This is a genomic window from Nocardia farcinica (assembly GCF_001182745.1).
In the GTDB taxonomy this organism is placed as follows: Bacteria; Actinomycetota; Actinomycetes; order Mycobacteriales; family Mycobacteriaceae; genus Nocardia; species Nocardia farcinica.
Genome location: NZ_LN868938.1, coordinates 2,630,013 through 2,644,248 on the forward strand (window position 1 = coordinate 2,630,013; position 14,236 = coordinate 2,644,248).

A 14,236-nucleotide genomic window follows, 5' to 3' on the forward strand; every position below is an offset into this window, starting at 1 on the left:
GATACGCGAACATCGTGTCTCAGCATTGCTCGGTTGTCAAACACCAACTAGTGTTCGCCGTATGCAAACAGAGCCCACCACTTGGACCGTTCCCGCGCTGATCGCCAAGAACGTGGCGCGGATCCGTGACGTTCGGCGGCTAACTGTGCGCCAACTTTCGGAGCGGATGACCACCATCGGCGCCGGCATGCTGCCCTCCGCGATCACGAACATCGAGAAGGGCAAGCGGACGGTGACGGTCGAGAATCTGCTGTGCCTGGCCGCAGCCCTGAACGCCAGCCCTGCCGACTTTCTGGGAGCAGACGACCGTGACCTCATTTCTGTAGCACCCAAACTCGAACCGGTGAAGCCAGTCGTGCTGCGAGGCTGGATGACGGACGCCACACCACTACACATCCGTGATGGTGCTGACTATGACGACGCAAGAAGCGAACTGTTGGCCGCCGCCCCAGAGTGGTACCGGGTGGCCCAGGAACGACAGCAGCGAACCTTTCGACACCCTGCAATGGCTTCGCTGAACACGCTGCGCAGCTTTGTCGTCAGCGCCATCCTCGACGAGGAGACAGTAGAGCCTGCACTGTTGGCGGAGTCGCTGCGTACCGCCCTTGAGGAGGTGTCAGGGTACGTGAATTTGCTCGCGAACTCGCTCGAACGCAAAGGGTCCGATGACTAGGGGCCGCCCACCGCTGCGAATCGGCAAGCACGGCAAGGTCTCCCGAACCAAGGTCAGCGATGGAGTATGGCTAGCTCGCTGCCGCTTCCGCGATGACGACGGCGTGGTGCGCATCGTCGAGCGGCGAACGCCGGCCGGGGCCGACGATCGGTACGGCGCCCTCGCCGAGCGCGAGCTCATGGCCGCCATCGAAGAACGCCGCACCCCGACCGAGAACGACATCGACGCCAACACTTCGGTCTCTGCGCTGTGCCGTACCCACCTCCAGCGTCTCGAGGAAGACGGACGCTCGACGGCCACGCTCGACACCTACCGGTTCGCGCTCGGCAAGCTGGACAACAAGATCGGTGGGCTTCGGGTCGGCGAGGTCGACAGCGGCAGGATCGATAAGGCGCTGCGCGCGATGCGACGCGACCACGGCGCGACGATGGCGCGGCAGGCGAAGACCATCCTTCGCGGCGCCCTCCAGCTCGCCGTCCTGGACGGCCCACTCGATCGCAACCCGGTCTCCGACGTTTCGCGCATAGAGTCGAAGACGCCCCCGAAGGGCGCACCCGCGGTCACGCCCGAGCAGCTGGTCCAGCTGCTCCACGGGATTCGCAACAGCACCGAGCCATTCGACGATGGACGGACGCTCGCCGAGTACTGCCGAGAGGTCGACCTCGCCGACCCGCTGACGATGTTCATCGGCACAGGGCTACGTCGGTCGGAGCTGCTGGCGTTGCGGTGGGTCGACATCGACGACAAGGCGCGGGTTGCCCACGTGTGCGGCAAGGTCGTGCGCGTGAAGGGCGTCGGCCTGGTCCGCGTGGAGGCCACCAAGACCGCGGCGGGATTCCGCACAATTCCCCTGCCGAAGTTCGTCGTTGCGATGCTGACGCGGCGGAGCACCGAACCGCACCCGAGCGCCGATGGCGTGATCTTCCCGAGTTCGGCCGGCACTTTGCGCGACCCGAACAACATGGGCAAGCAGTGGCGGAAGGTGCGCGAACGGTTCGGTCTCCCCGAGGTCACCAGCCACAGCTTCCGCAAGGCTGTCGCCACGCTGATCGATGATGCGTCGCTGTCTGCACGCGTCGGCGCCGATCACCTCGGGCACCGGCATGTGTCGATGACGCAGGATCGCTACTTCGGCCGGGGGCGCCAGCACCCGGAGGTTGCGGCGGTACTCGACCTGACGCTCGCTGTAAGCGATGAATAAACGATGGATGCCCGTTCGCCAAGGGCTGGAAACAGGGGGTGAAGTGGGGCGGGCGGGGCTCGAACCCGCGACCAATGGATTATGAGTCCACGGCTCTAACCGACTGAGCTACCGCCCCGCTCCGCGGATGGGCCGCGGCGTGGTGGATGGTACCGGGTGCGGCGGGGCGGGCACCAGTCAGCGGGTGGGTCGTAGGGTGGGTGGGGCTCGAAGGACATCGACGGCACATGAGCACACGAGCGAGGTGTGGAGATGGCGAATCTGTTCGTCCGCGCGTTGAAGGCCCATCAGTGGATCTACGAGCACAGCAACGGCTGGGTGGGGCATCGGCTGTTGCTGGGGAATCCGACCCTGTTGTTGTATACGGTCGGGCGGAAGACGGGGGAGCCGCGTACATCGGCGCTGACGTACGCGCGGGACGGGGAGAGTTATCTGGTGACGGCGTCCAACGGTGGGTCGCCGCGGCCGCCGGGGTGGCTGGCGAATGTGAAGGCCTCGCCGGAGTGCGCGATCCAGGTGGGGCGGAGAAAGCTGGAAGTCGTTGCGCGGGCGACGTATCCGGACGATCCGGAGTACGCACGCCGGTGGGCGCTGGTCGACGGGGTGAATCGGGGCCGGTACAGCGAATATCAGCGGATGACGAAACGGCCCATCGCCGTGGTGGTGCTCACTCCGACGCGGTGACCGCGGTTCAGTCGTCGGTGTCGGCCGCCCATCCGGCGCCGGCCCGCGAATCTGCTGTGTCGTAACGACTTCGGTCGCGCGGGGGGCGGCTGGCGAATTGGACCACGGCGAAGACGAGGAAGAGGACGGCGATGACCACGCCGACCACGATCAGAGTTTGCACGCAGGCACCTTAACGTCGCTCACACTGCCACGACGGAGGGTGCGTGCTATGTCACAGTTTATGCTCGCCGACCGTTGGACATACCCAATTGCGTTGCGCGCTAATCGCGGTCGTCCGATAGCCGGCGGCTCTGGATCGCCCCGCCGGGAGGGACCGTGCCGTCAGCCGCCACCGCCGCCGCAGCTGCTCCCACCGCCACAACTGCTGCTGCTTCCGCCGCCACAACTGCTGCCCCCACCGCAGCTGCTACCACCCGAACAGCTGCTTCCGCCGGACGAGCCCTCCCCCGCCGAGCATCCGTCACCACCGGAGAATCCGTCACCGCTGGAGCACCCGAAGCCGCCGGGGTCATGCCGGCCTGCACCACCGGCGTCGGCGGCCGACCACAGCGAGGTGTCGTACCCGTGCCTGCCCGCGCCGTACGGCGGCGGTGGTACCTGGGCACCGACGGATCTGATCATCCCGATGACGAAGACCGCGACGCCGCCCCCGATCAGCAGGATCATGATGATGACCAACAGGACTACCGCGAGCGTCACTCGTGCATGGTAGCGGCGGAACGCCCCTGTCCGCAGCGTTGCGCCGTACAGTGAATCGTGCGGATTTTTCCCTTCCGGAACCGGGGCGCCGGGCCGGTCGACCTGCGCGATGTCGAGCAGGCGGTGGCCGCGCTGGAACTGCCCGAGGCGGTGTTCAAGACTTGCCCCTGGCAGCCCCGCGAGCTGGTGGAGACGGGGTTGCGGCAGTGGCTGCGCTGCTGCGGCGCGGCCATGCGCGACGGCCAGGTGATCGGGATGCCGTCGCACGCGGTGGACGAGGCCTGGCACGGGCTGATCCTGTGCACGGAACGCTACGCCGCCTTCTGCGACGCCGCCTACGGCCGCTTCCTGCACCATTACCCGGACGGGTCCGGGTCACCGACGGCGGCGAAGCACGGCACGATGACCGAACAGCTCGGCCGCACGGTGGTGGCCTGGTCATTGGTCGCGCAGCCGGGCGAGACGTGCGTGTTGTGGGATCTCGACCGCCGGGTGGGGGTGACGCATCCGTGGGGCATCGCGGCCGAACGGGTGGCGGCGATCGAAGCGGAGTTGCGGCGGGCGGCGCCCGACCACAGCTGACCGGCCGAGGACGCCACAAAACTAGAACGTGTTCTAGTAGACTTCTGCTATGGAACGACTCACCGGACTGGATGCCAGCTTCCTGTACCTGGAGACCGGGACCCAGCATCTGCACGTGTGCGCGCTGCTGATCCTGGATCCGACGGCCGAGGGCGCGGACTACTCCTTCGACGCCTTCAAAGCCGAGCTGGGGCGCAGGCTCACCTACGTTCCGCAGATGCGCAGGCGACTACGGCAGGTGCCGTTGAACCTCGACCATCCGCTGTGGGTCGAGGACGCCGACTTCGATCTGGACTACCACATCCGCCGCTACGGGTTGCCGCGCCCGGGCGGCCGCAAGGAGCTGGCCGAGCTGGTCGGCGACATCGCCAGCACCCCGATGGACCGCAGCAGGCCGCTGTGGCAGATGAGCGTGGTCGAGGGGGTCGACGGGGACAAGGTCGCGGTGATCTCCAAGTACCACCACGCGGCCGTCGACGGCATCACCGGGGCGAACATGATGATGCACCTGTGCGATATCGAGCCGGGCGCGACCAGGACCGAGGCGCCGGAGCCACCCGACGCGCACCGGCCGCCGCGCCCGGAGCCGCAGCCCAGCGACTGGCGGCTGCTGGCCGACGCGGCCGTGCGCTTGCCGGCCCGTGCGGGCGTGGTCGGCATGCTGCCCAAGACGGTCGGCATGCTGGCGGGCTTCGTCATGCGGCGGCGCGCCACCGACATGCCCGGCATGGCGATTCCGCTCACCGCCCCGCGCACGCCGTTCAACAAGGCGATCACCCCGCACCGCACGGTCGCCTTCACCGCGACCGACCTGGACACGGTGAAGGAGATCAAGGAGGCCTTCGCGGTGAAGGTCAACGACGTGGTGCTGGCCGCCGTCGGCGGCGCGCTGCGCCGCTACCTGGAGCGCCGGGGCGAGCTGCCGGACCGCTCGCTGATCGCCTCGGTGCCGGTGTCGGTGCACGAGTCCTCCCGGCACACCGAGGGCATCAACAAGGTTTCCTCGCTGTTCTGCGAGCTGGGCACCGACATCGCCGATCCGGTGGAGCGGCTGTCGAAGGTCGCCGAGGCGAACAAGGGCGCCAAGGACGAACACGAGTTGATCGGCTCGGACTTCCTGCAGGACTGGACGCAGTACGCACCGCCGAACACCTTCCGGCTGGCGATGCGGCTGTATTCGTCGTTCAAGCTGGCCGAGCGGCACCCGGTGGTGCACAACCTGGTGATCTCGAACGTGCCGGGCCCGCCGATGCCGCTGTATTTCCTCGGCGTGAAGGTGCTCGGCATCTATCCGTTCGGGCCGGTCTTCCACGGCGCCGGGCTCACCATCACCGCGCTGTCGAACAACGGCCACCTCGATTTCGGGCTCATCGCCTGCAAGGAGCTGGTGCCCGATGTGCACGAGCTGGCGAACGAGATCCCCGACGCCCTCGAGGAGCTGCGGCAGGCGGCGCGGCAGCGCGGCTAGAGCCGGTCGGCGACCGAGTCGCAGGCGGCCAGTACCGCGGGGACGAAGCGGTCCGCGCCGAACACGCAACCGGTGTGTCCGGTGCGGGCCAGATGGATGGTGGCGCCGGGGATCATGGTCGCCATCTCCAGCTGCCGGTACACCGGGATGGCGCGGTCGCGGGTGGTGATGACGACGGCGGTCGGCAGGTCGAGGGTGTGCAGCCACGGCGTGGCGTCGAACCGGCCGACCTCGGCGATCACCTGGGTCAAGGCCCAGCCGCTGGTGCTGCGGAACTCCGCCAGCGCCCAGCGCTCGAAGTCGCCCGGCGCCCATTGCTGCTCGGGCACCTCCGGCAGCGCGTGCAGCAGCTTCTCCGCGCGGCGCAGCGACAGCGGGGCGATCACGTCGGCGAGGGCGCCGAACGCCTGATGAAAGGCCTTCTCGCGCCACTTCTCCCGGAACCGGTACGGCGTCGCGCACAGCACGAGCCCGGCCACCCGGTCGGGGTGACGGTGGGCGGTGGTCAACGCGACGGCGCCGCCGAGGGAGTAGCCGACGCAGACGGCACGCGGCACATCGAGCGCGTCGGCGACGGCGACCACGTCGTCGGCGCAGTCGTCGAGACGGAAGGTGCGCGAGCGGATACCGCGGCCGTGCCAGCGCTGGTCGAACAGGATGACCCGGAACCGCTCGGAGAGCCCTTCCAGCGCGGGAAACCAGTTGAGCAGGGCGGTGCTGGCGGTGCCGTGCAACAGGATCAGCGCGGGCGCGCCCGCCGGGCCGGGGATGTCGACGACGTAGGTGCTGCCGCGACCGGGCAGCTCGATCTCGCGCCCACCCGGGACGCCCGCGATGTCGGGGACGCCCGCGCGCCGCACCAGCCGGTGGATCCGGGTCGCCCGCACGTCGGGTCCGGCCATCGTCGCCCTCCTCGCACCACCCCGTAAACTGGAACACGTTCTATACGTGTCCCCCAGGGTAGCGCGCGCGGTCAGCCGTAGTGGCAGACGTAGTGCACGGTCTCGAGCACCTCGATGGTGAACTCGCTGTCGGCGGGCACCTCGAAGGACTCCCCGCCCCGGAACGTGACCGGCGCGTCGGCACCGGGCAGGGTGACGCGGCAGTGGCCCTCGACCAGCTCCATGACCTCGGGCGCGGCGGTGCCGAAGGTCAGCGTCGCGGGCAGGATCACCCCGACCGACTTGGCGGTGCCGTCGGGGAATTCGATGCTGTGGCTGACACATGCGCCGTCGAAGTAGACGTTGGCCTTCTTCGCGACGCTGACATTCTCGAACTTCGACATACGCTCTTTCCCGATTCACCGAACTGCAAGCGCTCGCAGCGTACGCGAGGGGCGGCTGCGACCGGGGTCACAGCCGTGGCTCAGGGCTCGAAGCGGTAGCCGCGGCCCGGTTCGGTGATCAGGTAGCGCGGCCGGGAGGGGTCGGGTTCGAGCTTGTGGCGCAACTGGGTGAGGTAGACGCGCAGGTAGTGGGTCTGGCCGACGTAGGAGGGGCCCCAGATCTCGGTGAGCAGTTCGCGCTGGCCGACGAGTTTGCCGCGGTGGCGCACCAGCATCTCGAGCATGCTCCATTCGGTCGGGGTGAGATGCACGTCGGCGCCGTCGCGGGTCACCTTCTTCGCCGCGAGGTCGACGACGAAGGCGTCGGTCACCACGGTGGGTCCGGGCAGGTCGGGGGTGGCGGCGGCGCGGCGGACGGCGGCGCGGATCCGGGCCAGGAACTCCTCCATGCCGAACGGTTTGGTCACGTAGTCGTCGGCGCCGGTGTCCAGCGCGGCGACCTTGTCGGCCGCGTCGGAGCGCGCCGAGAGCACGATCACCGGTGCCGAGCACCAGCCGTGCAGACCGGCAAGCACCTCGATGCCGTCCAGGTCGGGCAGCCCGAGATCGAGCACGATCACGTCCGGGCGCTGCTGCGCGGCGGCGCGCAGCGCGGAGCGGCCGTCGGCGGCGGTGACCACCTCGTAGCCGCGGGCGGTGAGGTTGATGCGCAGTGCGCGCAGGATCTGGGGTTCGTCGTCGACGACGAGAATGCGGGTCATGCCGGTGCCTCGGTCGACACGGCGGGCAGGTCGATGATCATGGTCGTGCCGCCACCAGGCGTCTCGGCGGCGGTGAGGGTGCCGCCCATGGCCTCGACGAAGCCGCGCGCCACCACCAGCCCGAGACCGGCACCGCCGGTGCGCTGGTCACCGGTGCGGGGGAAGGCGGTGACGCCGGAGTCCAGCCCGGGTCCGTGGTCGGCGACCGTGACGGTGGTGCGCTCGCCGGAGTTGGTGGCGCACACCCGGATCGGGCCGTCGGGCGCGTAGCGCAGGGCGTTGTCGAGGAGGTTGGCCAGCACCCGCTCCAGCAGGGTGGCGTCGGCGCGCACGAGGGTGTCGCCGAGTTCGAGGGTGAGCCGCTCCCCCGCGTCCACCCCGAGGGACAGCAGCGCCGAGTGCACCACCTCGTCGACGTAGACCGGGCGCGGTTCGGGGGTGACGACACCGGCGGCCAGCCGGGACGAGTCGAGCAGGTTGGTCACCAGGCGGGTGAGCTGATCGGTGGATTCCTCGATGGTGGCGAGCAATTCGGCGGTGTCCTCCGGGGAGAATTCGACATCGGTGCTGCGCAGTCCGGCCGCCGCGGCCTTGACGGCGGCCAGCGGAGTGCGCAGATCGTGGCTGACGGCCGAGAGCAGCAACCGGCGCAGCCGGTCGGTCTCGGCGAGCATGGCGGCGCGGGCGGCCTCGGCGGCGAGTTCCCGCTGCCGCACCAGGCCGGCGGCCTGTCCCGCGACCGCGGTGAGGACGCGCCGGTCCCGGGGGCGCAACCGCGGCCCGGCCAGCAGCAGCGCGTAGGGGCTGTCCTCGACGTCACCGCGGGTGTCGGCGGCCGCCGGGGTGCTCGGCGGCTCGGCGCCCGCGGTGCCGAGCACCTCGACCCGGTCACCGTCCAGGCGCACCAGACTGACACCCCGCTGGGCGTAGGTCTCGCGGACCTTCTCCAGCAACGCGGGCACGTCGGCCCCGCGCAGCACCGCGCCCGCGAACAGCGCCAGCAGTTCGGCTTCCCGCGCCGCCGACCCCGCCTCCCTGGCCCGCACCGCCGCGGTGTCGACCAGCGCGGCCACCGCCACGGCCACCACCAGCAGCACCACCGTGGTGACGAAATTGGCGGGCTCGGCGATCGTGAGGCTGTAGAGCGGCTCGGTGAAGAAATAGTTCAGCAACAGCCCCGACAGCAGCGCCGCGACGATCGCCGGGCCGACACCACCGAACAGCGCCACCGCGAGCACCGCGACGAAGAACAGCGCGTTCAGCCCGGCGGTCCCGGTCAGCCGCACGATGGCGGCCATCACCGCGGTCGCCGCGACCGGGATCAGGAAGGCGGCCAGCCAGGCGGCCAGCCGCCGGTCGTGGCGGCCGAGCAGCGCCGGCCGGGGCCCGCGCACGCGGTGCTCGTGGGTGACCATGTGGACGTCGATCTTGCCCGAGTCGCGCACCACCGCGGCGCCGATGCCCTCGTCGAGGATCCGCGCCCAGCGCGAGCGCCGCGAGGTGCCGACGACCAGCTGGGTCGCGTTCACCTGGCGGGCGAAATCGAGCAGCGTGGCGGGCACGTCGTCGCCGACCACGCTGTGCACGTCGGCGCCCAGCCCCGCGGCCAGCTCCCGCACCGCACCCATCTCCGGCGTGGTGAGCCCGTCCCCCCGCACGACGTGCACGACCAGCAGGTCGGCCCCGGCCTTGGCGGCGATCCGGCTGGCCCGGCGCACCAGCGTCTCCGATTCCGGCCCGCCGGTCACCGCCACCACCACCCGCTCGCGCGCCTCCCAGGTGTCGGTGATGGCGTGCTCGCCCCGGTACTTGGCCAGCGCCAGATCCACCTGGTCGGCCAGCCACAGCAGGGCGATCTCGCGCAGCGCGGTGAGATTGCCCTCCCGGAAGTAGTTGCGCAGCGCGGCGTCCACCTTCTCCGGCGCGTAGACGTTGCCGTGGGCCAGCCGCCTGCGCAGCGCCTGCGGGGTGATGTCGACCAGCTCGATCTGCTCGGCGCGCCGCACCACCGCGTCCGGGATCCGCTCGCGCTGCGCGACGCCGGTGATCTGCTCGACCACGTCGGCGAGCGACTCGAGGTGCTGGATGTTGACCGTGGACAGCACATCGATCCCGGCGGCCAGCAGTTCCGCCACGTCCTGCCACCGCTTGGCGTGGCGGCTGCCGGGGACGTTGGTGTGGGCGAGTTCGTCGACCAGGGCGACCGCGGGACGGCGCGCGAGCACCGCGTCGAGGTCGAGTTCCTCGAACTCGACACCCCGGTAGGTGATCCGCCGCGGCGGCACCACCTCCAATCCGGCGAGCTGTTCTTCGGTGCGCGGCCTGCCGTGGGTGTTCACGATCGCGACCACGACGTCGCCACCGCGCGCGATGCGCCGGTGGGCCTCGCCCAGCATCGCGTAGGTCTTGCCCGCTCCGGGCGCGGCGCCGAGGTAGATCCGCAGCCGACCGCGGCGCGGGGCGGGCGCGTCCGAGGTGCTCACCAGGACATCATCCGCCGACCCCGCAGCCCGGCGCGGTCAGCCCCAGCGCCACGTTCAGCGCGGGCACCTCGACCCGCTCGGCGCCGAGGAAGCCCGCCTGCCGACCGGCGGTGTGCTCGGCGACCAGCGCACGCACCCGTTGCTCCCCCAGTCCGGTCACCCGAGCCACCCGGGGCACCTGCAGTTCGGCGTAGGCCGGGGAGATGTGCGGGTCGACGCCGGAGCCGGAGCCGGTGACCGCGTCGACCGGCACCCGCTCGGGCGCGACGCCTTCCCGTGCCGCGATCGCCGCGCGCCGCTGCCCGATCCACCCGGCCAGCAGCTCGCTGCTCGGCCCCTGGTTGGTGGGCAGGGCGGCGGCCGGATCGCCCGGGGCGAAGGCGTCGTCACCGGAACCGCGCAGCCGCGGATGGAAGTACGGGTCCGGCTGTCCCGCTGGCACGACCGGGTCGACGGCGAGCAGTCTGCTGCCCACCACGCAACCGTGCACGTCGGTGAGCGGCGCGCCCTCGGCGGCGGCGCGATCGATCCGGCTCAGCGCCCACACCGCCGCCGGATAGGCCGCGCCGACCACGGCGGTGAGCAGCAGCAGCACGATCGCGCCCGCGCGGGTCTGTCTGGCCAGATTCGTCAGCAGAGTGCCGAAACGCATGGTGTTCACCCGATTCCCGGTACGTGGCGGACGACGAGATCGATCAGGGGGATCCCGAGGAACGGGGTGATCACCCCGCCGACGCCGTAGATGAGCAGATTGCGCCCGAGCAGAGCCGAAGCGCTCGCCGGCCGATAGCGAACCCCTTTGAGCGCCAAGGGGATCAGCGCCACGATCACCAGCGCGTTGAAGATCACCGAGGACAGGATCGCCGACTGCGCCGTGGCCAGCCCCAGGATGTTCAACGCCGCCAGCTGCGGGTAGACGCCGCTGAACAGCGCGGGCAGGATCGCGAAGTACTTGGCCAGGTCGTTGGCCAGCGAGAACGTGGTGAGCGCACCGCGGGTGATGAGCAGCTGCTTGCCGATCTCGACGACCTCGATCAGCTTGGTGGGATCGGAGTCGAGATCGACCATGTTGCCCGCCTCCTTGGCCGCGGAGGTGCCGGAGTTCATGGCCACGCCCACGTCGGCGCGGGCCAGTGCGGGCGCGTCGTTGGTGCCGTCGCCGGTCATCGCGACCAGCCTGCCCGCGGCCTGCTCGGTGCGGATCAACGCCAGCTTGTCCTCCGGGGTGGCCTCGGCGAGGAAGTCGTCGACCCCGGCCGCGGCGGCGATGGCCCGCGCCGTGAGCGGGTTGTCGCCGGTGACCATCACGGTGCGGATGCCCATCGTGCGCAGCCGGGCGAATCGTTCGGCCATACCGGGTTTCACCACGTCGGACAGTTCGACGACGCCGAGCACGGCCGCGTCCACGCCGTCGGCGCGCGCGACGACCAGCGGGGTGCCGCCGCCGCGGGCGATCCGGTCGACGGTCTCGGTCACCGCGTCGGCGAGCTGCCCGCCCTGTTCGCGCACCCACGCCGTCACCGCGTCGGCGGCGCCCTTGCGGATCCGCGCGCTGTCGAGATCGAGTCCGCTCATCCGCGTGTGGGCGCTGAAGGCGACGAATTCGGCACGGCCCTCGTCGGCGCTCGGCAGTGTCGGCAGGCCGTGGTCCGCGGCGCACAGGTCGACGATGCTGCGGCCTTCGGGCGTGCCGTCGGCCAGGCTCGACAGCCGCGCCGCGGCGGCCAGCTCGCTCGCCGTGACGCCCGGCGCCGGGTGCAGCGCGGTGGCGCGGCGGTTGCCGAAGGTGATGGTGCCGGTCTTGTCCAGCAGCAGGGTGTCGATATCGCCTGCCGCCTCGACCGCGCGGCCCGACGTGGCCAGCACGTTGCGCCGCACCAGCCGGTCCATCCCGGCGATGCCGATCGCCGAGAGCAGCGCCCCGATGGTGGTCGGGATCAGGCAGACCAGCAGCGCGATCAGCTCGACCGGGCCCCGCTCGGCGCCCGCGTAGGCGCTCATCGGGCCGAGCGCGACGACGGCGAGCAGGAACACGATGGTCAGCGCGGCCAGCAGGATGTTCAGCGCGATCTCGTTGGGGGTCTTCTGCCGAGCGGCGCCCTCGACGAGGGCGATCATCCGGTCGACGAAGGTCTGTCCCGGCGCCGCGGTGATCCGCACGACGATCCGGTCCGACAGCACGGTGGTCCCGCCGGTGACGGCGCAACGGTCGCCGCCGGATTCCCGGATCACCGGGGCGGATTCGCCGGTGATCGCGGATTCGTCCACCGCGGCGATACCGTCGATCACGTCGCCGTCACCGGGGATCAGCTCGCCCGCTTCGACGACCACCCGATCACCCACACGCAGGTCGGTGGCGGGCACCCGCTCCTCGCCGTCGCCGCCCAGGCGGCGGGCGGTCATCTCCCGCTTGGTCCGGCGCAGCGTCTCGGCCTGGGCTTTGCCGCGGCCCTCGGCCACCGCTTCGGCCAGGTTGGCGAACAGCACGGTGAACCACAGCCACGCCGCGATCGACCAGCCGAACACGCTGGGTTCGGCGACGGCGGCGAGCGTGGTGATCACCGATCCGACGAACACCACGAACATCACCGGATTGCGCGCCATGCGCCGTGGGTCGAGTTTGGTCAGCGCGCCCGGCAACGCGCCGGCGAGCTGCCGCGGCGCGAACGCCGGGTGAGCCGCGCGCTGCGGGCGGTCCAGGACGGTGGTCATTGCAGTGCCTCCGCGATCGGTCCCAGAGCCAGGACGGGGAAGAAGGTCAGGGCCGCGACGAGCACGACGGTCCCGGTGAGCAGCGCCGCGAAACCGGCACCGGCGGTGGGCAGGGTGCCCGCGGCCGCGGGCGTGCGCGGCTGGGCGGCCAGCGAACCGGCCAAGGCCAGCACGAACAGGATCGGCAGGAACCGGCCGAACAGCATGCACAGTCCCAGCGAGGACTGGAACCAGTCGCTGGTGACGGTCAACCCGCCGAACGCGCTGCCGTTGTTGTTCGATGCCGAGGCGTAGGCGTAGAGCACCTCGCTGAATCCGTGCACGGCGCCCGGGGTGCCCGGGTCGCCGGAATTGCCCAGTGCGGCGGCGGTCTCGGGCAGGATCACCGTGATCGCCGTGCCGGTCAGTACCAGCGCCGGCATCACCAACACCGCCAGGGCGGCCAGGGTGATCTCGCGACGGCGCAATTTCTTGCCCAGGAACTCCGGCGTGCGTCCCACCAGCAGGCCACCGACGAACACGGCGATCACCGCCAGCACGAGGATGCCGTAGAGCCCACTGCCCACCCCGCCCGGCGCGATCTCACCGAGCAGCATGTTCACCAGCACGGCCCCGCCGCCGAGCGGGGACATGCTGTCGTGCGCGGAATTCACCGCGCCGGTGCTGGTGCCGGTGGTGGACACCGCGAACAACACCGAACCGGGGATGCCGAACCGGACCTCCTTGCCCTCGAGCATCGCGCCCGCGGCCGTCGCCGCCGCACCGCGCGCCCCGGATTCCGCCGCGGTGGTCACCCCCAGGATCACGGCGTAGATCCCGGCCATCACCGCCAGCACCGTCAAGCCCTGTCGACGGTTGCCGATCATGGTGCCGAAGGTGCGGGTGAGCGCGACGGGAATGAGCAGGATCGCGAGGATCTGCACGAGATTGCTCAGCGGCGTGGGATTCTCGAACGGGTGCGCCGAGTTGGCCGCCAGCACGCCGCCGCCGTTGGTTCCGAGTTCCTTGATCGCTTCCTGCGAGGCGACCGGCGCCAGCGCCGTGGTGACCGGCCGCCCGTCCAGACCGGCACCGGTGAAGCCGCTGCGGTAGGACTGGATCACGCCCTGGCTCAACAGGATCAGCGCGATCACGAAGGCCAGCGGCAGCAGGATGCGCAGCGTGCCACGGGTCAGGTCGACCCAGAAGTTGCCGACCTCCCCGCCGCGCCCGACGCGCACCAGACCACGGATCAGCGCCACCGCGACCGCCATCCCGACCGCCGCCGAGACGAAGTTCTGCACGGCCAGCCCGGCCGACTGGGTGAGCGGGCTCATCGTGGTCTCGGGGACGTAGGACTGCCAGTTGGTGTTGGTGACGAAGGAGACCGCGGTGTTGAAGGCCACCGCGGGGCTCACCCCGGCGAGCCCATGCGACAGCGGCAGCACCCCTTGGATCCGCTGCAGCACATACAGCACCAGCACACCGGCCAGCGAGAAGCCGAGCACACTGCCCGCGTAGCCGTACCAGGTCTGCTCGGCGCGGGGGTCGACACGGGCCAGCCGGTACAGCCACGACTCGGCCCGCAGGTCGGACGAGGACGTGTACACCCGGGCCATGTAGTCGCCCAGGGGGACGTAGACGAGGGCGAGCACTGCCACCACGGAGGCGATCTGCAGGCCCGCGGCGAGAGCGGGGGACATCGC

Annotated in this window: 13 protein-coding genes and 1 tRNA gene; 5 read left to right on the forward strand and 9 right to left on the reverse strand. The window is 70.6% G+C overall.

Annotation, left to right across the window (positions count from 1 at the left end; all coding sequences use genetic code 11):
• The first annotated feature begins 61 nt into the window (after nt 1–61).
• A complete protein-coding gene (locus AMO33_RS32175) occupies nt 62–673 on the forward strand; it encodes a helix-turn-helix domain-containing protein (protein WP_060592731.1) in 612 nt (203 codons plus the stop codon).
• A 103-nt stretch (nt 674–776) separates the two neighbouring features.
• A complete protein-coding gene (locus AMO33_RS12705) occupies nt 777–1,874 on the forward strand; it encodes a site-specific integrase (RefSeq protein WP_240327499.1) in 1,098 nt (365 codons plus the stop codon).
• A gap of 44 nt (nt 1,875–1,918) precedes the next feature.
• On the opposite strand, the gene AMO33_RS12710 is transcribed toward AMO33_RS12705, so the two are convergent.
• Nucleotides 1,919–1,992, reverse strand: a tRNA-Ile gene (locus tag AMO33_RS12710).
• A gap of 134 nt (nt 1,993–2,126) precedes the next feature.
• Here AMO33_RS12710 and AMO33_RS12715 point away from each other — a divergent pair.
• The gene (locus tag AMO33_RS12715; protein ID WP_041560783.1) at nt 2,127–2,558 is read left to right on the forward strand and encodes a nitroreductase/quinone reductase family protein; all 432 of its coding nucleotides are present in this window, start codon (nt 2,127–2,129) and stop codon (nt 2,556–2,558) included.
• Nucleotides 2,559–2,565: 7 nt separating this feature from the next.
• Here the strand turns inward: AMO33_RS12715 and AMO33_RS31465 are convergent, their stop codons facing one another.
• Nucleotides 2,566–2,721: a hypothetical protein gene (locus AMO33_RS31465; RefSeq protein WP_157838360.1), complete on the reverse strand. Its 156-nt coding sequence runs from the start codon at nt 2,719–2,721 to the stop codon at nt 2,566–2,568.
• Nucleotides 2,722–3,317: 596 nt separating this feature from the next.
• Here AMO33_RS31465 and AMO33_RS12720 point away from each other — a divergent pair.
• Both AMO33_RS12720 and AMO33_RS12725 read left to right on the forward strand, forming a co-directional pair.
• Nucleotides 3,318–3,842, forward strand: a complete 525-nt coding sequence (locus AMO33_RS12720) for a glycine-rich domain-containing protein (protein ID WP_060592733.1) — start codon at nt 3,318–3,320, stop codon at nt 3,840–3,842.
• 49 nt (nt 3,843–3,891) lie between these two features.
• Nucleotides 3,892–5,310, forward strand: a complete 1,419-nt coding sequence (locus AMO33_RS12725; RefSeq protein ID WP_060592734.1) for a WS/DGAT/MGAT family O-acyltransferase — start codon at nt 3,892–3,894, stop codon at nt 5,308–5,310.
• Here the strand turns inward: AMO33_RS12725 and AMO33_RS12730 are convergent.
• The 7 genes from AMO33_RS12730 to kdpA form a co-directional block, all read right to left on the reverse strand.
• Nucleotides 5,307–6,212: an alpha/beta fold hydrolase gene (locus AMO33_RS12730; protein WP_060592735.1), complete on the reverse strand. Its 906-nt coding sequence runs from the start codon at nt 6,210–6,212 to the stop codon at nt 5,307–5,309. The two genes, AMO33_RS12725 and AMO33_RS12730, sit on opposite strands and share 4 nt — an antisense overlap.
• 71 nt (nt 6,213–6,283) lie before the next feature.
• On the reverse strand, nt 6,284–6,595 hold the full coding sequence (ppnP, locus tag AMO33_RS12735; protein WP_060592736.1) for a pyrimidine/purine nucleoside phosphorylase: 312 nt from the start codon (nt 6,593–6,595) through the stop codon (nt 6,284–6,286).
• 80 nt (nt 6,596–6,675) lie between these two features.
• Complete coding sequence (locus AMO33_RS12740; RefSeq protein WP_060592737.1) at nt 6,676–7,356, reverse strand: response regulator; 681 nt, start codon at nt 7,354–7,356, stop codon at nt 6,676–6,678.
• Nucleotides 7,353–9,839: a sensor histidine kinase gene (locus AMO33_RS12745; protein WP_060592738.1), complete on the reverse strand. Its 2,487-nt coding sequence runs from the start codon at nt 9,837–9,839 to the stop codon at nt 7,353–7,355. Before AMO33_RS12745 ends, AMO33_RS12740 begins: the two co-directional genes overlap by 4 nt.
• Before the next feature lie 7 nt (nt 9,840–9,846).
• On the reverse strand, nt 9,847–10,491 hold the full coding sequence (locus AMO33_RS12750) for a potassium-transporting ATPase subunit C (RefSeq protein WP_060593459.1): 645 nt from the start codon (nt 10,489–10,491) through the stop codon (nt 9,847–9,849).
• Between the two features lie 5 nt (nt 10,492–10,496).
• On the reverse strand, nt 10,497–12,551 hold the full coding sequence (gene kdpB / locus AMO33_RS12755) for a potassium-transporting ATPase subunit KdpB (RefSeq protein WP_060592739.1): 2,055 nt from the start codon (nt 12,549–12,551) through the stop codon (nt 10,497–10,499).
• Nucleotides 12,548–14,233 (reverse strand): potassium-transporting ATPase subunit KdpA, encoded by a 1,686-nt coding sequence (gene kdpA / locus AMO33_RS12760; RefSeq protein ID WP_060592740.1) that lies wholly within the window; start codon nt 14,231–14,233, stop codon nt 12,548–12,550. The genes kdpB and kdpA overlap by 4 nt, the downstream gene beginning before the upstream one ends.
• Between the last annotated feature and the right edge of the window lie 3 nt (nt 14,234–14,236).